The sequence below is a fragment of the Streptomyces zagrosensis genome, from assembly GCF_014203645.1.
Classification (GTDB): domain Bacteria; phylum Actinomycetota; class Actinomycetes; order Streptomycetales; family Streptomycetaceae; genus Streptomyces; species Streptomyces zagrosensis.
Map to the genome: position 1 here is coordinate 665,836 of NZ_JACHJL010000001.1, position 22,735 is coordinate 688,570.

General features: G+C 66.8%; 15 protein-coding genes and 1 tRNA gene. 6 read left to right on the top strand and 10 right to left on the bottom strand.

The window, feature by feature from the left end; genetic code table 11:
* Positions 1-73 precede the first annotated feature (73 nt).
* Entirely contained in the window at positions 74-1,708 is a 1,635-nt protein-coding gene (locus FHS42_RS02795; protein WP_376772522.1) for a pyridoxal phosphate-dependent decarboxylase family protein, read from the top strand.
* Positions 1,705-3,168: a lysine N(6)-hydroxylase/L-ornithine N(5)-oxygenase family protein gene (locus tag FHS42_RS02800; RefSeq protein WP_184568843.1), complete on the top strand. Its 1,464-nt coding sequence runs from the start codon at positions 1,705-1,707 to the stop codon at positions 3,166-3,168. The genes FHS42_RS02795 and FHS42_RS02800 overlap by 4 nt, the downstream gene beginning before the upstream one ends.
* Positions 3,169-3,853: 685 nt before the next feature.
* Here FHS42_RS02800 and FHS42_RS02805 read toward each other — a convergent pair.
* A complete protein-coding gene (locus tag FHS42_RS02805) occupies positions 3,854-5,698 on the bottom strand; it encodes a bifunctional metallophosphatase/5'-nucleotidase (protein WP_184568844.1) in 1,845 nt (614 codons plus the stop codon).
* Between the two features lie 146 nt (positions 5,699-5,844).
* Here FHS42_RS02805 and FHS42_RS02810 point away from each other — a divergent pair, with 146 nt between their 5' ends.
* Together FHS42_RS02810 and pyk are read left to right on the top strand one after the other, a co-directional pair.
* Positions 5,845-6,537 (top strand): SIMPL domain-containing protein, encoded by a 693-nt coding sequence (locus FHS42_RS02810; RefSeq protein WP_184568845.1) that lies wholly within the window; start codon positions 5,845-5,847, stop codon positions 6,535-6,537.
* 145 nt (positions 6,538-6,682) lie between these two features.
* On the top strand, positions 6,683-8,113 hold the full coding sequence (gene pyk / locus FHS42_RS02815) for a pyruvate kinase (RefSeq protein WP_184568846.1): 1,431 nt from the start codon (positions 6,683-6,685) through the stop codon (positions 8,111-8,113).
* Positions 8,114-8,159: 46 nt separating this feature from the next.
* Here pyk and FHS42_RS02820 read toward each other — a convergent pair whose 3' ends face one another.
* Complete coding sequence (locus FHS42_RS02820; protein WP_184568847.1) at positions 8,160-8,948, bottom strand: helix-turn-helix domain-containing protein; 789 nt, start codon at positions 8,946-8,948, stop codon at positions 8,160-8,162.
* Between the two features lie 83 nt (positions 8,949-9,031).
* Positions 9,032-9,115 (bottom strand) — tRNA-Leu (locus FHS42_RS02825).
* 58 nt (positions 9,116-9,173) lie between these two features.
* On the opposite strand from FHS42_RS02825, the gene FHS42_RS02830 reads away from it, so the two are divergent.
* Positions 9,174-9,863, top strand: coding sequence for an ANTAR domain-containing response regulator (locus FHS42_RS02830; protein WP_376772508.1), 690 nt, complete (start codon positions 9,174-9,176; stop codon positions 9,861-9,863).
* A 190-nt stretch (positions 9,864-10,053) separates the two neighbouring features.
* On the opposite strand, the gene FHS42_RS02835 is transcribed toward FHS42_RS02830, so the two are convergent.
* From FHS42_RS02835 to FHS42_RS02865, 7 genes are all read right to left on the bottom strand, one after another.
* Positions 10,054-10,770: an ABC transporter ATP-binding protein gene (locus FHS42_RS02835; RefSeq protein WP_184568849.1), complete on the bottom strand. Its 717-nt coding sequence runs from the start codon at positions 10,768-10,770 to the stop codon at positions 10,054-10,056.
* Positions 10,767-11,648 carry an ABC transporter ATP-binding protein gene (locus FHS42_RS02840; RefSeq protein ID WP_184568850.1) on the bottom strand — a complete coding sequence of 294 codons (882 nt, stop codon included), beginning with the start codon at positions 11,646-11,648 and terminating at the stop codon, positions 10,767-10,769. The genes FHS42_RS02835 and FHS42_RS02840 overlap by 4 nt, the downstream gene beginning before the upstream one ends.
* Positions 11,649-11,651: 3 nt before the next feature.
* On the bottom strand, positions 11,652-13,463 hold the full coding sequence (locus FHS42_RS02845) for a branched-chain amino acid ABC transporter permease (RefSeq protein ID WP_184568851.1): 1,812 nt from the start codon (positions 13,461-13,463) through the stop codon (positions 11,652-11,654).
* Between the two features lie 5 nt (positions 13,464-13,468).
* Positions 13,469-14,398 (bottom strand): branched-chain amino acid ABC transporter permease, encoded by a 930-nt coding sequence (locus FHS42_RS02850; RefSeq protein ID WP_184568852.1) that lies wholly within the window; start codon positions 14,396-14,398, stop codon positions 13,469-13,471.
* Between the two features lie 112 nt (positions 14,399-14,510).
* A complete protein-coding gene (locus FHS42_RS02855; protein ID WP_184569068.1) occupies positions 14,511-15,722 on the bottom strand; it encodes a branched-chain amino acid ABC transporter substrate-binding protein in 1,212 nt (403 codons plus the stop codon).
* An 802-nt stretch (positions 15,723-16,524) separates the two neighbouring features.
* A complete protein-coding gene (locus tag FHS42_RS02860; protein WP_184568853.1) occupies positions 16,525-17,013 on the bottom strand; it encodes a PaaI family thioesterase in 489 nt (162 codons plus the stop codon).
* A 76-nt stretch (positions 17,014-17,089) separates the two neighbouring features.
* A complete protein-coding gene (locus FHS42_RS02865; RefSeq protein WP_184568854.1) occupies positions 17,090-19,372 on the bottom strand; it encodes an FdhF/YdeP family oxidoreductase in 2,283 nt (760 codons plus the stop codon).
* A gap of 468 nt (positions 19,373-19,840) precedes the next feature.
* Between FHS42_RS02865 and polA the strand changes: the two genes are divergently transcribed.
* A complete protein-coding gene (polA, locus tag FHS42_RS02870) occupies positions 19,841-22,570 on the top strand; it encodes a DNA polymerase I (RefSeq protein ID WP_184568855.1) in 2,730 nt (909 codons plus the stop codon).
* Positions 22,571-22,735: the final 165 nt, after the last annotated feature.

A 22,735-nucleotide genomic window follows, 5' to 3' on the forward strand; every position in this document is an offset into this window, starting at 1 on the left:
CCGCCGGTAGTGCCACAAGTAGCTTAGGCCGACCTCATCCCCGCGACTCCGTATGGAGGGCACATCCGTGCCTGTGCCCGTTGCCGCCGCCGAACCACTCCTCCCGCACCTCGCAGGCGAAGCCGCAGGTCCCCGCGCGCTGCGCCCGCTGCTCGACACCGTCCTTGACGCACTCGCCACCGGCGCCCGCGACCGGGCCGGACCCCTTCCGCCCGGCGGACCCGAGGCCGTCGCACGGGCCGTACGAGAAACGGTCGGCCGCGCCATCCCCATGGAAGGCACCGGCGCTCACGAGGCCCTACGCGCCCTGGTGCACGCCGTCACCACCGGTGCCGCCGACCCCGCCCACCCCCACTGCGTCGCCCATCTGCACTGCCCGCCGCTGGCCGTCGCCGTCGCGGCCGACCTCGCCGCCAGCGCACTCAACCCCTCGCTCGACTCCTGGGACCAGGCACCCGCCGCCTCCGAGATGGAGGCCCTCACCACCCGAGAACTCGCCGCCTTGGTGTACGCGACGGCCCGCACCCCCGAAGCCCTGGTCACCACCGGCGGCACCGAATCCAACCAACTCGCCCTGCTACTCGCCCGCGAAGCCACCCCCGCACGGCCCGCCAAACCAGCGGCGATCCCCGCAGCCCACCTAGCAGACCAGCCGGCCATGCGCACGCCCATCCCCGCGCAACTGGCACCGCACGCACCCCTCACATCCACCATCGGCCACCCCGCAGCACCGCCACCAGGACCGGGCCACCACCCCCCGCTCCCGTACGCACCGTCCCACCACACCTGCACCCACCTGCACCGGCCGCCCCACCGGCAACCGCACGGGGCACCGGCCCTACGGGTCATCTGCGGAGACAACGCACATCACAGCGTGCTCCGCGCCGCCTGGCTGCTGGGACTGCCCACACCGATCGTGATCCCCGCCCCGCGCGGCATCCTCGACCCCGCCGCCGTCGCCACCCACCTGGCCGAACTCCCCGACACCGGGCCGCGGCTGGTCGTGGCCACCGCGGGAACCACCGACTGCGGCGCCATCGACCCACTGCCCCAACTCGCCGACGTCGCCGCAGCCCACGGCGCCCGGCTGCACATCGACGCCGCGTACGGCGGACCGCTCCTGTTCAGCGACATCCACCGACACAAGCTCCGCGGCATCGAGCGCGCCCACACCGTCACCCTCGACCTGCACAAACTAGGCTGGCAACCCGTCGCAGCCGGCCTGTTGGCCGTCCCCCACACGACCGACCTCGCACCACTTGGCCACCGCGCCGAGTACCTGAGCGCCGACGACGACACCGAAGCCGGATTCCCCGACCTCCTCGGCCGCTCCCCCCGCACCACCCGCCGCCCCGACATCCTCAAAATCGCCGTCACCCTGCGCGCGCTCGGTCGCAACGGACTCGCCGACCTCATCAACCGCACCTGCGCAGCCGCCCAACACCTCGCCGACCTCATCGAGGAAACCCCCGGACTCGAACTCCACTCCCGGCCCACCATCAGCACGGTCCTCTTCCGACCCACCGAAACAGACGCATCCACCATCGCCCACATCCGCCGCCAACTCCTCACCGAAGGGCGCGCCGTCCTCGGCCGTGCCACCCGCCCCGACGGCCTATGGCTCAAGGCCACCCTGCTGCACCCGCACATCCAACCCAGCGACCTACAAACGCTGGTGAAACTCGTGGAAGGCCACCGCACCGGATGAGCACCAACACCCCAAGACCGCAGCCAGCCACCGACCACCACAACCCCACCACCAGCCCGGAGCAGCCATACGACCTCCTGGGCATCGGCATCGGCCCGTTCAACCTCTCCCTCGCCGCCCTCGCCCACGGCGTACCCGGCATCCGCACCGCCTTCTACGAACAACGCCCCACCTTCCGCTGGCACCCCGGCCTCCTCATCGAGGGCACCACCCTCCAAGTCCCCTTCCTCGCCGACCTCGTCACCCTCGCCGACCCCACCAGCCCCTGGACATTCCTCAACTACCTCCACTACAGCGAACGGCTCTTCCCCTTCTACTTCGCCGAGCGCTTCCACATCCAACGCGCCGAATACGACGCGTACTGCCGCTGGGTCAGCGAACGCCTCCCCGGCCTGCACTTTCGCCACCACATCGACGCCGTCCGCTGGAACCCCGAACGCGCACTGTTCGAAGTGGACTTCGCCCGACTCGACACCGAAGGCGAAGCAACAGCACTCGGCCGCACCTACGCCCGCCACCTCGCCCTCGGCGTCGGCACCGCACCTCACGTGCCCGAACCACTGCGCCCGCTCACCGCCGCACCCAGCGTGCCCGTCCTGCACTCCGCCGACTACCTCGACCACCGGGCCAAACTCCTGGCCGCCGACCACATCACCGTCGTCGGCTCCGGCCAATCCGGCGCCGAAGTCTTCCTCGACCTACTACGCCGCCGCCCACCCGGCCGCGAGGGCCTGCACTGGCTGACCCGCAGCCCCGCCTTCGCCCCCATGGAATACAGCAAGCTCGGCCTCGAACAGTTCACCCCCGACTACACCCGCTACTTCCACGCGCTGACCGAAAACACCCGCGACGCGCTCATCCCCGGCCAATGGCAGCTCTACAAGGGCATCGACCAGGCCACCATCGCGGCCATCCACGACGAGCTGTACGACCGCACCCTCAACGGCGGTTGGCCCGACGCCATCCTCAGCCCCGGCGTCCGCGTCCGCACCGCCGGCCGCGTCGGCACCACCCACATCGAACTGCACGTCGAGCACGAACACCAACACGCCCGCCAACGCCTGACCACCAACGCCGTGGTCCTGGCCACCGGCTACCGAGAACGCCGCATCGAAACCCTCCTCGCAGACCTGCACCCGCAACTCTGCCGCGACAGCGCGGACCGCCCTGTGGTCGATGAACACCAACGCCTCGTCTTCGACCCCGCCATCGAAGGCTCCGTCTACGTCCAAAACGCCGAACGCCACACCCACGGCGTCGGCGCACCCGACCTCGGACTCGCAGCCTGGCGCGGCGCGGTCATCCTCAACTCAGTCACGGGCCGCACGGCGTTTCCGCTTCCGCGCCGAACCGCGTTCACCACCTTCGGCCTCGACACAACCCCCGCCCCCCGAAACACCGGCCACCGTGACGGCAAGCTCCCCGATCAGCGCGATCGTCACACCGCTGCGCGGACATGACCACACCGCCTGACCATGGCGTACCACCGGTGCCAGCGGATGCGCATTCGGATGGAGCGGACACTCGGGCCACACCGCAGGCCTCATCGCCGCGCACAGCGCCTCCACGGCCCACTCCTGCACCTGATCGGCAAGCTCCGCGACCTGCTGCGCCCGCGGTTGCCCGAGCATCGTGGAGATGCCCATCCCGGAGCCGTCCGGCTCGTACAGCATCACCCCGGCGATACCGCCCACGCCGGCGAGTTCCCGCGCCCAAGCATCTTCGGCAAAATGTGCCCGTACGGCGCACGAAGCAGATAGATCCCGGCGTACGGCTTCGAACGCAACGGCGAACTCCTCATCCATCCTTTCATTGTGCTGAGGAACGGCCCTTTAGTGACCGTTTAGTGGGCACCCTTTAACGGTTATTGACGCCCTTTAACGCGTCCTGAACGACCTCGCCGCACGCCGGAGCACGCCAACGCCCCGCTACACCACAACATCGCGCCATGGCGCATTCCCGCACCACCTCCGCGCCCCCGCACTGCCACCCCACATATAGCCGCACCCCACAGCACTCCCGTAACACTCGCCCCAACTCAACATCCAAACCACACTGCACACACCAGTCACCCCCGCCCCACAGCCATCCCCACCCCAACCGCGTCCAGCACCCCAAAACCGCCCCGAGCCCGGCGAGCCCGCATCAACGACAGCAGAAGCACTGCTTATACGGCCGGTGCTCAAGCGGCGAATAAAACACGGGAGCGCCCTCCCGCGTCAAAATCCAACCCTCCGAAGCAAACTGCGCCGGATCAATCGTGCCCTTCTCCCGCACCCACGCAATAATCGTGTTCCGGATCTCCTCCGAGGCCGACCACACCTGCGGTGCCGACGCAACATGCGGAAAATTACCGCCGCCACTCGCCCGATAATTATTCACCGCCAACACAAAACGCGCATCGTCCACCACCGGCTTCCCCTCCCAACACAGCTTCGTAATCCGCCCACCCGGCGCCTTAGCTATGTCAATCTCGTACGTCACACCACTGACCGCGTCATAGTTGTAATCCGGCGTGCCATCCGCATTCGTCAACTTCGCCAACTCAACCCCACCACCCGGCGCCGTCCGCACGTAATAACGCGCCGAAAACTCCAAATAGGCCCGCAACTGCGCGCCAGTCAACACCCGCGCCTCCAACGTATTATCAAACGGATACAGACCAGCCACCTCGCGGATCGTGACGTCACCCACCGGCACCACCGCCGTACGCGAAAAACACGACGCCTGCGACAACACCGGCAACCCCGCGTACTCCGTCCCCACCAACCCCGCACGCACCGTCTGCGCCTGCACATGATTAATGAAATCAATAATTGGCACATCCTTGTACGGCGCCTCGTCCGCCATCATCCGCCGCACCGAAGTACCGATCACCTCACCCACATACGCCATAACCTTCCGGTGCTCACCCCCGAGCAACGCAACAATCTCCCGATCCTCCGCAGCCACATTTGAGTTCAACACCTTCGCCCCCACCGACTCCACCTGCCAACGCCCCCGCTCCCACACCAGATCAAAGTCGAACAACGTCAACCGCTGCCCCCACTTCAGCGGCTCCGACAACACAACCTCCCGCCCCGTCTTCTCATTCTTCACCCGATACTCGGCAATCTCGGCGTGCGCATGCCCCACCAAAATCGCATCAATCCCCGGCACCTGCCGCGCCACCAACGCCGCCGCATTCTCCACATGCGGCAACTGATCACCATAAGAGGACGTACCACTGGTCCCCGAATGCGCCGAAACAAGCACCACATCCGCACCCATCGACCGCAACCGCGGCACATACTTCGCCGCCTGCTCCACCAAGCCAGGAAATGTCATCTTCCCCCGCACATGCACCTTATCCCAGATCGCGATCCCCGGATTGGTCAGCCCCAACACCGCCACCCGCACCGGACGGCCGAACGGCGTGCGCAACTGCGTCATCCAGTACGGCGCAAACGCCGGCCGCGCCGTTTTCGCATCCAACGCATTCGCCGCCAACAGCGGGAAATCACACTGCTCCGCAAACTTCCGCAACAACGGAATGCCATAGTCGAACTCATGGTTACCGAGCGCCGCCGCGTCATACCCGATCGCATTCATCGCCCGCGCCATCGGATGCACTGGACCCCGAGGCCCCGTTATCGGATCGACCTTCGCGTAGTAATACGACAGCTGAGTGCCCTGAATAGTGTCACCCGCATCAATCAACAGCGTGTTCCCGCGCCCCCTGTCCGCACGCACCTGACGCACCAACGTCGAAATCTTCGCGAGGCCAACGTCGTTGTGATCCTTATCGTCAAACTCCGCACCAGTGAAATAATCCCAATTGAACACATTGCCATGCAGATCCGTCGTCCCCATGACGGTAAACGCATACCGCCGACCCCGCCCGCCCACAGCACGCCCCTCAGCCGCCGCACCGACCGTCGTCCCCGCAAGAGCCACCACAGCGCCCGTCCCAGCGACACGTCCCACAAACTTCCTGCGATCCAACGGCATGCCATCTCTCCCAACAGCGATACGTAGCGCGCACGCACACCGCGTAACGCGCGAGGATTCTCCACCCATGCAGGCCCAAACGACACCCAGCACAGGTTTCGATCACATGACTACCTGATGCGCGGACCGACTGCGAGAGTGAGCCCATGACCACACCGACACCACTGTCCTACGGAACCCCCGACACCCCACGCGTCGCGGTACGCGGCGAAGCCAACCTCCAGGTCGATCCCGAGATCGCCCGTATCGGCATCGCCGTCAGCGCCCGAGGCACCGACCGCCGCGGCGCCATCGACCACCTCACCCGCCGCAACAACCACGTCCTCGACCTCGTCAAGACCTACGGCGAAGCCGTAGAAAAACTGGAGACCGGCGCCTTCAGCATCACCCCCCAACTCACCGACAAAGGCCGCCACGAACGCATCCGCGCCTACCACGGCCGGGTCTACCTCACCGCCACCCTCGCCGACTTCAGCGCACTCGGCGAACTCACCACCCGCCTCGCCGACCTCGAACTCACCAGCGTGGACGGCCCCTGGTGGGGCCTACGCCCCGACTCGCCCGCCCACCGCGAAGCCCGCCAACAAGCCGTACGCGAAGCGGTCAAACGCGCCCGGGAATACGCCGAGGCACTAGGCGCACAACTCTCCGCCATCGTCGAACTCGCCGACATCGGCGCCGAAAACGCCCCCCTACCCGCCCCCGGCATGCACCGAGCCGCAGCCGCCGGATACGGCGGCTCCGCCGAATCGGCCCCCGCCCTCGACCTCGAACCACAGCAACAGACCGTATACGCGCACGTCAACGCCCGCTTTACGATGACGCGCCCCGCACTATGAGAAGAACGTGCGCAGGGCGCCGAAAGCGCTCATCGGAGCGCCCCCGCGCACGTTTCATTAGATGTCAAGAGCCTTTCATGTAAAGGTCGTTGGGCTGTAGACAGTCCACAGTCCTCTACCCGCTGGTAAGTCGTAGGCTCGACGCATGCGCCGAGCAAAAATCGTCTGCACCCTGGGCCCCGCCACCGACTCGTATGAGCAGATCAAGAGGCTTGTCGAGGCCGGCATGGACGTCGCCCGCTTCAACCTCAGCCACGGCACGTACGTGGAACACGAGGAGCGGTACCAAAGGGTGCGCCAAGCTTCCAAGGACACCGGCCGCAGCGTCGGCATCCTCGCCGACCTTCAAGGCCCGAAGATTCGCCTCGGCCGATTCCGCGAAGGGCCTGTACTCCTTGAACGCGGAGACGAGTTCACCATCACCGTCGAGGAGATGGAAGGCGACCGCCACTGCTGCGGCACCACCTACGAAGGTCTGGCCGCCGACGTCACGCGCGGTGAGCGCATCCTCATCGACGACGGCCGCGTCACCCTAGAGGTCACCTCCGTAGACGGCCCACGCGTCCACACCACGGTCATCGAGGGAGGCATGGTCTCCGACAACAAGGGCCTCAACCTCCCCGGCGTCGCCGTCTCGGTCCCCGCCCTCTCCGTCAAGGACATCGAAGACCTGCGCTGGGCCCTGCGCATCGGCGCCGACATCATCGCCCTGTCCTTCGTCCGCAACGCCGAAGACGTCATCGACGTACACCGCATCATGACCGAGGAAGGCCGCCGCCTCCCGGTCATCGCCAAGGTCGAGAAACCACAGGCAGTAGACAACCTCGAAGCCATCGTGGACGCCTTCGACGGAATCATGGTCGCCCGCGGCGACCTCGGCGTCGAAATGCCCCTGGAAGCCGTGCCGATGGTACAAAAACGCGCCATCAAACTCTCCAAGCGCAACGCCAAACCAGTGATCGTCGCGACCCAGATGCTCGACTCGATGATCGACGCCTCCCGCCCCACCCGCGCCGAGGCATCCGACGTCGCCAACGCCGTCATGGACGGCACCGACGCCGTGATGCTCTCCGGCGAGACCAGCGTCGGCAAATACCCCATCGAGACCGTCAAAACCATGGGCCGCATCGTCACAGCAGCCGAGGAAGACATGCTGGCCAAGGGCCTGCCGACGCTGACCGAACGCAGCAAGCCGCGCACCCAGGCCGGCGCGGTCGCCCGAGCGGCAGCAGAAATGGGCGACTTCCTCGGCGCCAAGTTCCTCGTCGCCTTCACCCAGTCCGGCGACACCGTCCGCCGCCTCTCCCGCTACCGCTCCCCAATCCCGGTCCTCGCCTTCACCCCCGACCCCGACACCTACTCCCAGCTCAACCTCACCTGGGGCGTGGAAACCTTCCTCGGCCCACACGTCGAGTCCACGGACGCGATGGTCGCCCAGGTAGACGAGGAACTGCTGCGCATCGGCCGCTGTCAAAAGGGCGACATTGTCGTCATCACCGCCGGCTCGCCCCCCGGCGTAGCCGGCTCCACCAACCTGGTCCGCGTCCACCACATCGGCGACGACCCGGGGCAGTGACCCACACCGCAGAGCACCACGCGCACAGCGGGCCGGGCGCGACACGTCAGCACTTCGGCCCGATGTGCGCATCCATGAGCGCGACGGACGCGCGGCGGGCGACGGAGATATGGAAAGGATCGCTACCGCGTGCCAACGTCGTCCATGCCACTCCGACCTGCGTCAAGGTGTCCGAGCACAGCTTGCGGATGTCGTCGGACTTGTTGGTGAAGAGGTAGCGGGGATACTCGTATCGCTTACGTTCGCCACCCACGAGCCGCGTTGTCCAATTGGTGACGCGGCACCCGTCGGAGTGGAAGAGTCCGCGCAGGAACCGCCACGGGTATGCGTCCACGATGCGTTGCTGCCAGTCGCTCAGCTCGATCAACCGCTCGTGCTTCTTACCTCGGCCGTGCTGGGGGAAGAGGCACCATAGATGGTTGGAATAGACCTTCACGTTGCTGCACCCTGTCCTCCGCATCCGGGAGACAGAGTTGTGCGGGAAAACCGCCGCCATGGCTTCCTCGCATTCCGTCATGAGGCCGGGCCAGGCTTCGGCACACGTGACCATGAGGCTTGGGGCGCGATGTCGCGAATAACGGATGATGTGCCCGTCCCCTAGGTAGAGACCTAAGAGATAGGCGTATGCCGACTCGTCCAAAGGTGCGTTGTCGCAGCGAGGACACGGCCGCTTCGGCCGACCCGGGAGAGCGTCGTGCTTCGCCCGTTCGACGTGGAGCCAGTAGCCAACGGTGCCTACGGGGACATTCAGCTCTCGTGCGACATCCGCGTTCTTCATGCCGGCGCGGAGTCGAACAAGAGCTGAGTGTCGTACGTGCGTACCATGCGCATTCATGTTTCCACTGTGCGTGATACATGACGACACGGTGTTATGAAGGCGAAAGCTTCACGAGAAGGAGCGCTTCCGCTTATTTTGGGTGCCGGGTGCGGGACTCGAACCCGCACGCCCTTTCGGACAAATGTGTTTGAGACATTCGCGTATGCCTATTCCGCCAACCCGGCTAGGTGGGACGCCCACAGCTTACCCTCTCTGGCGCGCGGAGGTCCCACCGGTAGGCTCATGGAGCACCACCTGCCTGATCCGAGGAGTCCCGTGAGCGACGTCGAGCCTGAGTCCGTCGATGCGCAGCAGTCGCACGTCCCCCCGCTGACCACACGCGTCGTCATCGCCGAGGATGAGGCGCTGATCCGCCTCGATCTGAAGGAGATGCTCGAAGAAGAGGGGTACTCCGTCGTCGGTGAGGCCGGGGATGGGCAGCGGGCCGTCGAGTTGGCCCGGGAGCACCGGCCCGACCTCGTCATCCTCGATGTGAAAATGCCGGTCTTGGACGGTATCTCCGCCGCTGAGCAGATCGCGGCGGACAGTATCGCGCCGGTGTTGATGCTGACCGCCTTTTCGCAGCGGGATTTGGTGGAGCGGGCCCGGGACGCGGGGGCGATGGCGTACCTCGTCAAGCCGTTCAGCAAGAGCGATGTGGTGCCCGCCATTGAGATGGCTGTCTCTCGTTTCGCCGAGCTGAAGGCGCTGGAGACTGAGGTCGCTGACCTCTCGCAGCGGCTGGAGACGCGCAAGCTGGTGGACCGAGCGAAGAGCGCGCTACAGACGCAGTACGGGCTGACCGAGCCAGCCGCGTTCCGGTGGATTCAAAAGACGTCGATGGACCGGCGGATGTCCATGCAGCAGGTGGCCGAGGCGGTCATCGAGGACGCGGCGGAGAAGAAGGCGGCTAGGGGCGTCAAGGAGTCCTGACCTGTCGCGAGCCTTGGTCTGCTGGGAACCGTGGCTTGGGTGGAGTCCCGGTGTGAGCAGGAGGCTCGGGCTTGGCCGGTGGCGTCCGATCGGCACGAGTTCTGGGCCCGTCCGGTTGGACGGGCCCCGCTTTCTTTCGCCGCCGGATGTCCTTGTGCGTGCCCGGTCCGGCCCCCCTTTTTGCCCTCGGTCAGTCCTCGCCCAGGTAGGCCTTGCGTACCGACTCGTCGTGGAGCAGGTCCTGTCCGGTGCCGGATAGGACGATCTTGCCGATCTCCATCACGTGGCCGCAATCCGCGAGGGACAGGGCTGCCTGTGCGTTCTGCTCGACCAGCAGGATCGTGGTGCCGTTGGACTTCAGCTCGCGGATCGTGTGCATGATCTTTTGCATCATGATCGGCGAGAGGCCCATGGACGGCTCGTCCAGCATCAGCAGTTTGGGTCGGGACATCAGCGCCCTGCCCATGGCCAGCATCTGTTGTTCGCCGCCGGAGAGCGTGCCCGCGGCTTGGCCGCGGCGCTCGCCGAGGATGGGGAACAGGTCGTAGGCCCGCTGGATGTCCTTGTCGATGCCTGCGGCGTCTTTTCGGAGGAAGGCTCCGAGCTGGAGGTTCTCCGTGATCGTCAGTCGGGGGAAGATGTGTCGGCCCTCGGGGGAGTGCGCCAGGCCGAGTTTGACGATCTTGTGTGCTGGGGTGCCGGTCAGTGTTTCGCCCTCGAACCGTACGGTGCCGGCCAGCGGCTTGAGCAGTCCGGACAGGGTGCGTAGGGTGGTCGTTTTGCCTGCGCCGTTGGTGCCGATGAGCGTGACGACCTGGCCCGCTTCCACGCTGAATGAGATGCCTTTGACGGCCTCGATCTTGCCGTAGGCGACGCGTAGGTCCTCGACTTCAAGGAGTGCCGTCACTGTCCGTCCTCCGTCTGTGCGGTGTGCTGGTGCGCTTCGGCGGCTTCGACCTCGGCGACTTCGTCGCTGCCCGGTGCGCCTTCGAAGGGGGTGCCGAGGTAGGCGGCGATGACGCGTTCGTCTGCCTGGACGGTCTCTGATGTGCCTTCGATGAGTTTTTCGCCTTGGACGAGGACGGCGACGCGGTCGCACAGACGGAAGATGAACCGCATGTCGTGCTCGATGACCAGGACGGCGGTGCCTTGGTCGCGTACGGCCAGGACCAGTTCTTCGGTGGCGCGGGTCTCTTGCGGGTTCATGCCTGCGGTGGGTTCGTCGAGGAGGAGAAGACCTGGTTCGCTGGCTAGGGCGCGGGCGATTTCTAGCTTGCGTTGTTCGCCGTAGGGGAGGTTGCGTGCGAGGTGGTCGCACTTGGTGGCGAGGCCGGTGAACTCCAGGAGTTCCATGGAGCGTTCTTTGGAGGCTTGTTCGGCGCGGCGGAAGGAGGGGAGGCGTAGGAGCGCCGACGCGAGTCCTTCTTTGGTGCGGGTGTGTCGGCCGACGAGCACGTTTTCCAGGACGGTCATGTTGGCGAAGAGCCGGATGTTTTGGAAGGTGCGGGCGATGCCGGCTTGGGTGACGAGGTGTGGTTTGGGTGGCAGGACGGTGCCTTGGTAGGCGACGCGGCCTTCGGTGGGGACGTAGAGGCCGGTGAGGCAGTTGAAGAAGGTGGTTTTGCCCGCGCCGTTGGGGCCGATGAGGCCGACGATTTCTCCCGGGCGCACGGTGAGGTCTACGGCGCGTACGGCGGTGAGGCCGCCGAACCGCATGGTGACTCCGGTCGCGGCGAGGATGGGGGTGCTGTGGTCGTCGGTCTTGGTGAGGCTGGTGGTCGTCATCGGTTACGCCTCCGCCTTGGTGATGCCGATGCCTTGGCCTGGCAGGCGGTCCTGGTCCGGTACGTCGAGTTGTCCGGTCTCATGGAATTCGAGTTGTTTTCTGCGGTCGGCGACCAGTCCTTCGGGGCGGAAGCGCATGAGGAGGATGAGTGCGAGGCCGAAGAGGAGGAGTTGGTAGTCGGCCATGAAGTCCAGTTTGGCTGGGATGAGGTAGAGCAGAGCGGCGCCGATGATGGGTCCGCTGAGGGTGCCCATGCCGCCGAGGATGACGGCGGCGAGGAGGAATGCGGAGTTGGGTGGTACGGGCCCGGCGAACTGGTATTGCTCGGGTGTGACGGTGGTGGTGACGTGGGCTTGTACGGTTCCGGCGAGGCCGGCCAGGGTGGCGCCGAGGGCGAAGGCGAGCAGTTTGAGGCGGAAGCCGTTGATGCCCATGGCGGTGGCGGCGGTTTCGTCTTCGCGGATGGCGACCCAGGCGCGGCCGATGCGGGATTCGGCGGCGCGGCGGAAGACGAGGACGACGAAGGCGGTGACGAGGAGCATGAGGAGGTAGTAGTTGCCGAAGGGGCCGATGGGGTAACCGAGGATGTTGTGGTTTTCGCCGAAGTCGAAGCCGAAGATTTTGAGGCTGGGCACGTTGGGGATGCCCATGGAGCCGTTGGTGACGTCGGGGCCTGTGGTGCCGTTGAGGTTGAGCATGCTGATGCGGAAGATCTCGCCGAAGCCGAGGGTGACGATGGCCAGGTAGTCGCCGCGTAGCCGCAGGGTGGGAGCGCCGATGAGGACGCCGAAGACGAGCGAGGCGGCGGCCCCGGTGAGCATGGCGGCCCAGAAGGGGAAGTGCACGCCGATGGATGATTCGGGTGATCCGGAGACGAGGGCTGCTGCGTAGGCGCCGACGCCGAGGAAGGCGACGTATCCGAGGTCGAGTAGTCCGGCGAGGCCGACGACGACGTTGAGGCCGAGGGCGACGGTGGCGAAGATCAGGATGTAGGCGCCGACCGAGGTGTAGGTGTCGTTGTCTTGGGTGAAGGGGAAGCAGGCGGCGGCGACGAAGGCGGCGGCGAGGGCGATGTTGTGGTGCTTGGTGGTGAGGGCGGTGAGCCGGGCGATCAGTCCGGCGCTGTTGAGTGCGGCGAAGCCGAAGCTGGTGAGGATGAGGTAGCCGAGGAAGAGTTCGGCGTACTCGGTGTCGATGCCGTACGTGAACAGGTAGAGCCCGATGCCGAAGGCGATGGCTATGGCGAGGATTTCGGCCCAGACGGGCAGTGGTTTGGCGCGCTGGGGCGGTACGGAGGCGAGTGCGCGCCGTAGTCGGTACCAGCTGGGTGGGCCTGGGGCGTTGGGGCTTGGCCTGGGGTCGGTGGCGCTGTCGGTGGGGAGGCCGAGGGCGCCGATGACGGCGATGAGTGTGGTGGCGGCGGCGATGTAGCCGCCGGGTTCCAGGTTGGCGAGCCCGCCGAGGTCAACGGTGATGGCGAGCAGGGTGTACCAGGTGGTGCCGAGGGTGCCGAGTGCTAGGTAGAGCACGGGGCCGCTGGTTCCGGCGGGGGCGAGCCAGCGTAGGCCGCGGATGCCGTAGCCGACGATGAGGTACACGGTGGTGAGGACGGCGCCGGTGAGGGTGATGAGTTGGAGACCGCCGGGGTATCCGGTGACGGTGAGGTTGCCGGGGAAGGATGTGGTCCAGGTCCAGGCGACGAAGGTAGAGATGAGGGCGCCGATGGTGCCGATGGCGGTGAGGGCGCGGGCGAGGGTGGGGGAGAGCGGCAGGGGCGGGCTGGTGCCGTCCAGTGTCGTGGTGTGGATGGTCATGGCAATCACGCCCGATCCGCGACGCGTTCGCCCAGCAGCCCTTGGGGGCGCAGCAGCAGAACGAGGATGAGGAGGACGAAGGCCCAGACGTCCTTCCAGGAGCCGCCGCCGAACTGGGTCATGCCGGGTATCTCCTCGATGTATCCGGTGGCTAGGGCTTCGGCGAGGCCGAGTACGACGCCGCCGAGCATGGCGCCGTAGATGTTGCCGATGCCGCCGAGGACTGCCGCGGTGAAGGCTTTGAGGCCGAGGATGAAGCCCATGCGGAACTGGACTTCGCCGGTACGTAGCCCGTAGGCGACGGCGGCGACGCCGGCGAAGGCGGCGCCGATGGCGAAGGCCATGACGATGATGCGGTCGGTGTTGATGCCCATGAGTTTGGCGGTGTCGGGGTCTTGGGCGGTGGCTTGCATGCCGCGTCCGGTGCGGGTTTTGGAGACGAACAGGCCGAGGCCGAGCATGCACAGCGGGGCTGCGATGAGGACGAAGAGGTCGCCGCGCTGGATGGTCATGTTCCAGAACTCGTAGGCGTCGCTCTTGAATTGGGGGAAGGTGCGGGCTTTTTTGGCGTCGGGGTACCACTTCCACACCGCTTGTTGGAGCGCGATGGAGAGGCCGATGGCGGTGATGAGTGGGGCGAGGCGGGGTGCTTCGCGCAGTGGGCGGTAGGCGAAGCGTTCGGCGGCGACGCCGACGAGGACGGAGGTGGCGATTCCGCCGATGAGCATCAGGGGCAGCGCGAGCATGAGCGCGGTGCCCCCGGGGAGGGCCAGGTAGACGGTCAGTGCGCCGAAGCCGCCGACCATGAAGATTTCGCCGTGGGCGAAGTTGATGAGCTGGACGATGCCATAGACCATCGTGTAGCCGATCGCGATGAGGCCGTACATCGCGCCGAGGATGAGTCCGTTGGCCAGCTGTTGCGGCAGTTCGTGCACCGCAGGGCCTCCGTGAGGTGGGAAGGGCGTGCAAGGGCTGCCGTTGGGCCGCGCGGCGGCGTGGGTGGTGACGTCCGCGCGGCCGGCCGGTGGTGCGTTCGGGGAGCGCGGGTCAGTCCTTGTAGATCGCGCTGTACTGGGATTTCCAGGCTTTGTTTTCGACCTTGTATGCGGTGATCATCGTGTTGGTGGTGTCGCCGTATTCATCGAAGGAGACGGGTCCTGTGACGCCTTCGAATTTGACGGAACTGAGTGCCTTGATGACCTTTTCGCGGGGTTTGTCGGGGAGCTTGCCGTCGTTTTCGGCGACGATGGCCTTGACGGCTTGGATGATGGCCCAGGTGGCGTCGTAGGCGGAGCCGCCGTAGGCCTCGTAGGCGTCTTTGTAGCCGGCGGCCTTGTAGTCGGCGATGAACTTCTTGGCGGATTCCAGCTCTTCGACGGGCTTGCCGACGGCGGTGGCGAAGTCGCCTTCGGCCTTTTTGTTGAGGTTGATGAAGTCGGCGCTGTACATGCCGTCTCCGCCCATCAGGGGGACGCGGACGCCGCCGTCCTTGAGTTGTTGGCTCAGGGGCGCGGAGACCGGGTATTCGCCGCCGTAGAAGATCAGGTCCGGCTTGGCTTGGCGGGCCTTGGAGACGATGGCCTTGAAGTCTCGGTCTTCGGGGTTCACGTGTTCGGTGCCGACGACCTTGCCGCCGAGAGCGGTGAACTTGTCCTGGAAGGCCGAGGCGAGCCCGATGCCGTAGGTCTTCTGGTCGTCGATGACGTATACCCGCTTGGCTTTGATCTTCTCCCAGGCGTACGCGCCGCCGAACGCGCCCTGCACCTCGTCGGTGGTGGCGGTGCGGAAGTAGGTGCTGAACTGGCGTTTGCGTACGTCCTTCTTCCAGTCCTTGCCCTGGGAGAGGTCGGGGGTGGTGTTGGCCGGGGATATCAGGGCCAGCCCGTTGCTCTCGGCGACGGTCTGCATCGATTGGGCGACACCGGAGTTGAGCGGTCCGACGACGCCGATGACGTCGTCGTCGCCGCCGAGCTTGGTGATGTTCTGTTGCCCGGCGGAGGGCTGGGCTTGGTCGTCCAGGGCCTTGAGTTCGAACTTCACCCCCGAGACCTCGCCGACCTTGTTGGCGGTTTTGACGGCGAGGTCGCCGGAGTTTTTCAGTCCTTGGCCGAGGGCGGATAGGTCTCCGGTGATGGGCGCGTCGAGGCCGATGACGACGGTGGTCTTGCCGCCGTCGCTCTTCTCCTTGTCGTCGTCGCGAGAGCCGCATGCGCTCAGGGTCAGGGCCCCGGTGGTGAGAGCGGCGGTGAGTACAAGCAAGGAACGGTGACGCACAATCAGTCCTTTCCCTGGCGCGGCCTCTTTGGCGTAAGTGGCCGTGTCGCGCGCCGGGCCGTACGGGGGCCGTACCGAGTCCGTGCTGAGTCGGGCGCCCGGCAGCGCGGTGACTGGCGGTGACTCTAAGCCGGTGTGCGTGCCTGGGGCAGAGGTCCTGGGCAGGATGTGACGCTCTTGTTATGACGTGCTCGATTATGTAGCGCTGTGGATCATATAAATGCCGCATATCGCCCCGAAACTGTCGTCCGGATAGTGAGAACTCGCAGTTCCGCTAAGGGGTTGAGGTGCGGCTCGGTTGAGCCATGGTTTAGATCACTAAAAAGTTTGTGCTTTGGGTCACAAGCCCGCTGATGGCATGGTGACGGCAGTCACAGCGAGAGGTGTACGCTCGCTACTTTGTGTTACGGCAACGCTGTCGCCTCCGGGGTCTGGTGCGGCCTGAGTAGGGGCGATTCGCTCGGGGTCGCTGCTGTCGCGTGAGGGCCTTGCCGCAGGCGGGAGGGGGTGGCCCGGGCGGGGCAGGCAGATGTGACGCGGGTGGTATGGGTGTGTGGGTGATGTGTCGATGAGTCATATGGCGGTGAGCTTGATCGGACCGGGCTGCCGAGTGCCGGGCCGCTAGATCACTGGGGCGTCGAGTTGCTGGGTTGCTGGGCCGCCGGTGTGCTCAGTGGGCGGTGGCGCATTCCCGCGTGTTCGCCCCGTACTCATGACAGCTCGGGCACGCCGAAGGGGCGCGACACTGGGTCGCGCCCCTTCGATGGTGGTCAGGCGGTCCGGGTGCTTAGTTTGCGGTCGGAGCCCCCGTGCTGGCGATGTCATCGACCGCGCGCAACAGGCAGGTCAGCCGGGCGGTGCACAGGCGCTTGTCCTGTTCGTCGGTGATGACGATCTCGTAAGTGGCGGTGGTGCGACCTCGGTGGATGGGAGTGGCGACGCCGGTGACCAGACCGGATCGGGCGCCCCGGTGGTGGGTGCAGTTGAGGTCAACGCCAACGGCGATCTTGTGTGGTCCGCCGTGCAGCATCGAGCCCACCGAGCCCAGCGTTTCGGCGAGGACCGCCGAAGCCCCGCCGTGCAGGAGCCCGTACGGCTGCGTGTTGCCCTCCACCGGGAGGGTGCCCACCACGCGGTCGGGTGCGGCCTCCAGAACGCGTAGCCCCATGCGTTCACCGAGGTGCCCGGCGGAGAAGAGGGCGGGGAGGTCGATCCCGCGTCCCGCGTACTGGTCGATGATCTCCTGCGGGAACGTGGTGGTGCTCTGCTCGCCCATGGCGTCCGGCTCCGATCAGCGGCTCTCGTTCAGTGGTGTGTGCACCGTCTTACCTATCAGCTCCCTGAGCGAGCGCTTATACGGGGGCTGTCTGTTCCAACCGGATCACCACGGACTTGCTGGCAGGCGTGTTGCTGGTGTCCGCCGTCGCATCCAGCGGGACCAGGACATTGGTCTCCGGGTAGTACGCGGCGGCGCAGCCGCGTGCTGTCGGGTAGTGCACGACGCGGAAGCCGGGTGCGCGCCGCTCGATGCCGTCTCGCCATTCGCTGACCAAGTCGGCGTACGCACCGTCTGCAAGGCCTCGTTCGCGTGCGTCCTCGGGGTGGATGAGGACTACTCGGCGGCCGTTTTTGATGCCTCGGTAGCGGTCGTCTAGGCCGTAGATCGTGGTGTTGTACTGGTCGTGCGAGCGCAGCGTCTGCAAGAGCAGTCGCCCCTCGGGAACCTTGGGGTACTCGACGGGGGCGGCGGTGAAGTTGGCCTTCCCGGTGGCGGTGGGGAAGCGGCGCTCATCGCGTGGGGCGTGCGGTAGCGCGAATCCGCCGGACTTGCGTACCCGTGCGTCGAAATCCTCAAAACCGGGGATGACGCGTGCGATCCGGTCCCGGACGTGCCCGTAGTCCCCTTCGAACTCCTCCCAGGGGGTGCGGCTTTGCTCGCCGAGTACGTGTCGGGCCAGCCGGCAGACGATGGCGGGCTCGGAGAGCAGCTCGGCGTGGGCTGGCTCTAGTCGGCCTCGCGAGGCGTGCACCATGCCCATCGAGTCCTCGACGGTGACGAACTGGTCGCCGCCGGCTTGGGTGTCGCGCTCGGTGCGGCCGAGGGTGGGCAGGATCAATGCCCGCGCGCCGGTGACCGTGTGCGAGCGGTTGAGCTTGGTGGACACATGGACGGTGAGCCGGGCGCGGCGCATGGCGGCCTCGGTGACGTCGGTGTCCGGCGAAGCGGCCACGAAGTTGCCGCCCATCGCGAAGAAGACCTTGACGTGCCCGTCTCGTAGGGCGCGGATGGCCCGTACGACGTCGAGGCCGTGCGCGCGCGGCGGTGCGAAGCCGAACTCCTTTTCCAGCGCGTCCAAGAACTCGGGTGCGGGTCGCTCGAAGATGCCCATCGTGCGGTCGCCCTGCACGTTGCTGTGGCCACGCACGGGGCACACGCCGGCCCCGGGGCGGCCGACATTGCCGCGCAGCAACAGGAAGTTGACGACCTCCCTGATGGTGGGCACCGAGTGCTTGTGCTGGGTGAGCCCCATGGCCCAGCACACGATGGTGCGGCGGGAGGCGAGGACCATCTCCAGCGCTCGTTCGATGTCGGCCCGTGCGAGCCCGGTGGCGCGCAGCGTCTCGTCCCAGTCGGCCGCGCGGGCGGTGGCAGCGAACTCTTCGAAGCCGTGCGTGTGTTCGCGGACGAACTCTTCGTCAACGGCCCCGTCGTTCTCCAGGATCAGCCGGTTCAGTACCCGGAAGAGGGCCTGGTCACCGCCTAGTCTGACCTGGAGGAACAGATCGGTGAGCGGGGTGCCGCCGCGGGTGAGGCCGCGCGCGGTCTGTGGGTTCTTGAACCGCTCCATGCCCGCCTCGGGCAGCGGGTTGACGGTGATGATGCGCGCCCCGTTGGCCTTGGCCTTCTCCAGTGCGGTGAGCATGCGGGGATGGTTGGTGCCCGGGTTCTGACCGGCGACGATGATCAGATCGGCCTGGTAGAGGTCGTCGAGCAGCACGCTGCCCTTGCCGATGCCGAGCGTCTCGGTCAGCGCGGAACCGGATGACTCGTGGCACATGTTGGAGCAGTCGGGCAGGTTGTTGGTGCCGAACTCGCGGGCGAAGAGCTGGTAGAGGAAGGCGGCCTCGTTGCTCGTACGGCCCGAGGTGTAGAACACCGCCTCATCTGGTGAGCCGAGGGCCTGAAGCTCTTCGGCGATCAGGGCGAACGCGCGGTCCCAAGCAATCGGTTCGTACCGCTCGGCGCCCTCGTCGAGGAACATCGGCTGGGTGAGACGGCCCTGTTGACCGAGCCAGTACCCGCTGCGGGTGGCGAGGTCGGCGATCGGGTGCGCGGTGAAGAAGTCGGGTGTGACGCGGCGCAGCGTGGCTTCCTCCGCGACGGCCTTCGCGCCGTTCTCGCAGAATTCCGCCGCATGCCGCTTGTCCGGCTCGGGCCAGGCGCAACCGGGGCAGTCGAAGCCGTCCTTTTGGTTGACCTTGAGGAGGGTGAGCGCGGTGCGGCGCACACCCATCTGGCGCTGCGCGGCGAGCAGGGAGTGGGCGACGCCGGGCAGTCCGGCCGCGGACTGCTGTGGCGGGCTCACCTCGGGCGCGTCCTGCACCGGGTCACCTGTGGGCGGCTTGGCTGCCATGGCGCTCCCCTTTGATCGATCGGTCGTCGCTGACATGTCTGCGGGTCGCCGCGGGGCGGGCCGATGGTGTGCGGTCCGTCGCCGACGGTGGCCGTCGGTGCCCGGCCCGTACGTGATTGGGCCGGCTGTCCCGGTACCAAGACCGGTACAGGTAAATCCTGTCACGAGGCACTGACAGTGGCTGGGGCCCCCGCTGCCGGCTGGGGCCGTGCCTTTCTCGCCGGACTGGGCGCCCGCCCGCCCGCCTGCCGGGTCGGGGTGGCTGCTGGCGGATCGAGGTGGCTGCCGCCGGGGTTGGGTGGCTGCCGCCGGGGTTGGGGTGGCTGCTGGCGGGCTGAGGTGGCTGCCGCCGGGCCGGGGCTGTGCCGCTGGCTTCTGGTACGGCCCGGCCGGGCTGTTTGGGGTCGGCGGCCGGGCCGTACCACCGGTGGCGCTGGATTGTCAGTGGGCCGTGGCAGGATCGGGGGCGTGGCAGAGAAAGCATCGAAGACGACAGCAGCGCAGCCCTCCGGCGAGTCAGGCGAGCATCCCCGTCTGCTCCTGCTGGATGGGCATTCCCTGGCCTATCGGGCGTTCTTCGCCCTGCCCGCGGAGAACTTCAGCACGAGCACGGGCCAGACGACCAATGCCATCTACGGCTTCGCCTCGATGCTCGCGAACACGTTGCGTGACGAGCAGCCGACGCATTTGGCGGTCGCCTTCGATGTGTCCCGTAAGACCTGGCGCTCCGAGGAGTTCCCTGAGTACAAGGCGACGCGTTCGCAGACCCCGGATGAGTTCAAGGGGCAGGTGGAACTGATCGGGGAAATGCTGGACGCGATGAGCGTGCGGCGCTTCGCGATCGAGGGCTTCGAGGCGGACGATGTGATCGCCACGCTGGCGACCCGCGCGGAGGCGGACGGTTTCCAGGTGTCGATCGTCACCGGTGACCGGGACTCCTTCCAGTTGGTCAGCGACCAGGTGACGGTGCTGTATCCGACGAAGGGCGTCTCTGAGCTGACGCGGTTCACTCCGGAGAAGGTGCAGGAGAAGTACGGTCTTTCGCCGCGGCAGTATCCGGACTTCGCGGCGCTGCGCGGTGACCCATCGGACAACCTTCCGGGCATTCCGGGCGTCGGCGAGAAGACCGCCGCGAAGTGGATCAACCAGTTCGGTTCCTTCGACGCATTGGTCGAGCGGGCCGATGAGGTCAAGGGCAAGGTCGGGCAGAGCTTCCGCGACCATCTGGAGTCCGTCAAGCTCAATCGCCGGCTGACCGAGATGGTGCGGGACGTCGAGCTGTCCTGTGGCCCGGCGGAGTTGCTGCGGGCGCCATACGACCGGCAGGCGCTGACGGTGGTGCTCGACGCGCTGGAGTTTCGGCACCAGAACTTCCGCGAGCGGCTGCTGGCCGCCGACCCGGGCGCGGTCGAGGAGACGGTGGTGCCGGCGGCCGGTGTCGAGGTGGACGGGGTGGCGCTGGGCGCCGGCGAGCTGGCGCCGTGGCTCGCCGAGCACGCGGGGGCGCTCCTTGGCTTGGCGACCGTCGATGCCTGGGCGTTGGGCAGCGGCAGCGTCAGCGAGGTCGCGCTGGCGACAGCGGCCGGGCCCGCGGTGTGGTTCGACCCGTCCCAGGTGGACGAGGCGGACGAGCGGGCCTTCGCCGAGTGGATCGCCGATCCTGAGCGGCCGAAGGTGACGCACGACGCGAAGGGCGTGATGCGGGTCTTCGCCGAACACGGCTGGACCGTCGCCGGGGTGGGCATGGACACCGCGCTCGCCGCGTACCTGGTCAAGCCGGGGCGGCGCTCCTTCGCGTTGGATGCGCTGTCCGTGGAGTACCTGGGCCGTGAGCTGGCCCCAGCGGCGGCCGATAGCGGACAGCTCGCCTTCGGCGCCGATGACCAGGCCGAGCAGGATGCGCTCATGACGCAGGCGCGGGCCATTGTCGATCTTGGCGAGGCGTTTGGCGGGCGGCTGGCCGAGGTCGGCTCCGCCGATTTGCTGCGCGAGGTGGAGCTGCCGACCTCCGAGCTGCTGGCCCGGCTTGAGCGGGCCGGGATCGCCGCTGACCGTGGCTGGCTGGAGCGCATGGAGCAGCAGTTCGCCGCTGCCGTGCAGCAGGCGGTGCAGGAGGCGCACGCCGCGGTTGGCCATGAGTTCAACCTCGGCTCGCCCAAGCAGCTCCAGGAGGTGCTTTTCGGCGAGCTGGGTCTGCCGAAGACGAAGAAGACCAAGACGGGCTATACGACGGACGCCGACGCCCTGGCCTGGCTCGCCGCGCAGACCGACCACGAGCTGCCGGTGATCATGTTGCGCCACCGTGAGCAGGCCCGGCTGCGCTCCACTGTCGAGGGCCTGATCAAGACGATCGCCCCAGAAGGCCGCATTCACACCACCTTCAACCAGACGGTGGCGGCCACCGGGCGGCTGTCGTCCACCGATCCGAACCTACAGAACATCCCGGTGCGCACGGACGAGGGCCGTGCCATCCGCCGCGGCTTCATCGTCGGCGAGGGGTACGAGTCGTTGATGACGGCCGACTACAGCCAGATTGAACTGCGGGTCATGGCCCACCTCTCCGAGGACGAGGGCCTGCTGGAGGCGTTCACCTCCGGTGAGGACCTGCACACCACGGTTGCCTCGCAGGTCTTTGGCGTAGCCAAGTCCGAGGTCGATCCGGAGATGCGCCGCAAGATCAAGGCAATGTCGTACGGCCTGGCCTATGGTCTGTCCGCCTTCGGGCTCTCTCAGCAGTTGTCCATCGCGCCGGACGAGGCGCGGAAGTTGATGGACACGTTCTTCGAGCGGTTCGGTGGGGTGCGCGACTACCTCCAGCGCGTGGTGGAGGAGGCTCGCGCCACCGGCTACACCCAGACCATGCTGGGCCGCCGCCGCTATCTCCCGGATCTCAACAGCGACAACCGGCAGCGTCGCGAGATGGCGGAGCGGATGGCGCTCAACGCCCCGATCCAGGGCACCGCCGCCGACATCGTCAAGGTCGCCATGCTGGGGGTGGATCGTGCCTTGCGCGCGGAGCGGTTGGCGTCGCGGATGCTCCTTCAGGTCCACGACGAAATCGTCCTGGAGATCGCGGCGGGGGAACGGGAGCGCGTGGAGACGCTGGTCCGTCGCGAGATGTCCGGCGCGGTCGAGTTGAGCGCGCCTTTGGATGTCTCGGTCGGCTCGGGCGACGACTGGGAGTCGGCGGCGCACTGAGCGCCCCGGCTGAGTCGTGCGGCCCATGGGGGTGCGGCCCATGGGCGTGGAGGTGCTGCCTCGCGTAGCGCCTCCACGGACCTATCCGCCTTCGTCCTCCTGCCCTCATGTGCGCCCCCGAGTGCCGGGCCGGTTACCCGCTGGCCCGGCACTCGGCCGTCGAGC

Coding starts and splice junctions, on each gene's coding strand:
- FHS42_RS02840 (WP_184568850.1), bottom strand. CDS start 11,648: ATGACGACCACCAGCCTCACCAAGACCGACGACCACAGCACCCCCATC.
- FHS42_RS02860 (WP_184568853.1), bottom strand. CDS start 17,013: ATGGGCGAGCAGAGCACCACCACGTTCCCGCAGGAGATCATCGACCAG.
- FHS42_RS02800 (WP_184568843.1), top strand. CDS start 1,705: ATGAGCACCAACACCCCAAGACCGCAGCCAGCCACCGACCACCACAAC.
- FHS42_RS02830 (WP_376772508.1), top strand. CDS start 9,174: ATGGAGCACCACCTGCCTGATCCGAGGAGTCCCGTGAGCGACGTCGAG.
- FHS42_RS02820 (WP_184568847.1), bottom strand. CDS start 8,948: ATGAATGCGCATGGTACGCACGTACGACACTCAGCTCTTGTTCGACTC.
- FHS42_RS02845 (WP_184568851.1), bottom strand. CDS start 13,463: ATGACCATCCACACCACGACACTGGACGGCACCAGCCCGCCCCTGCCG.
- pyk (WP_184568846.1), top strand. CDS start 6,683: ATGCGCCGAGCAAAAATCGTCTGCACCCTGGGCCCCGCCACCGACTCG.
- FHS42_RS02810 (WP_184568845.1), top strand. CDS start 5,845: ATGACCACACCGACACCACTGTCCTACGGAACCCCCGACACCCCACGC.
- FHS42_RS02805 (WP_184568844.1), bottom strand. CDS start 5,698: ATGCCGTTGGATCGCAGGAAGTTTGTGGGACGTGTCGCTGGGACGGGC.
- FHS42_RS02865 (WP_184568854.1), bottom strand. CDS start 19,372: ATGGCAGCCAAGCCGCCCACAGGTGACCCGGTGCAGGACGCGCCCGAG.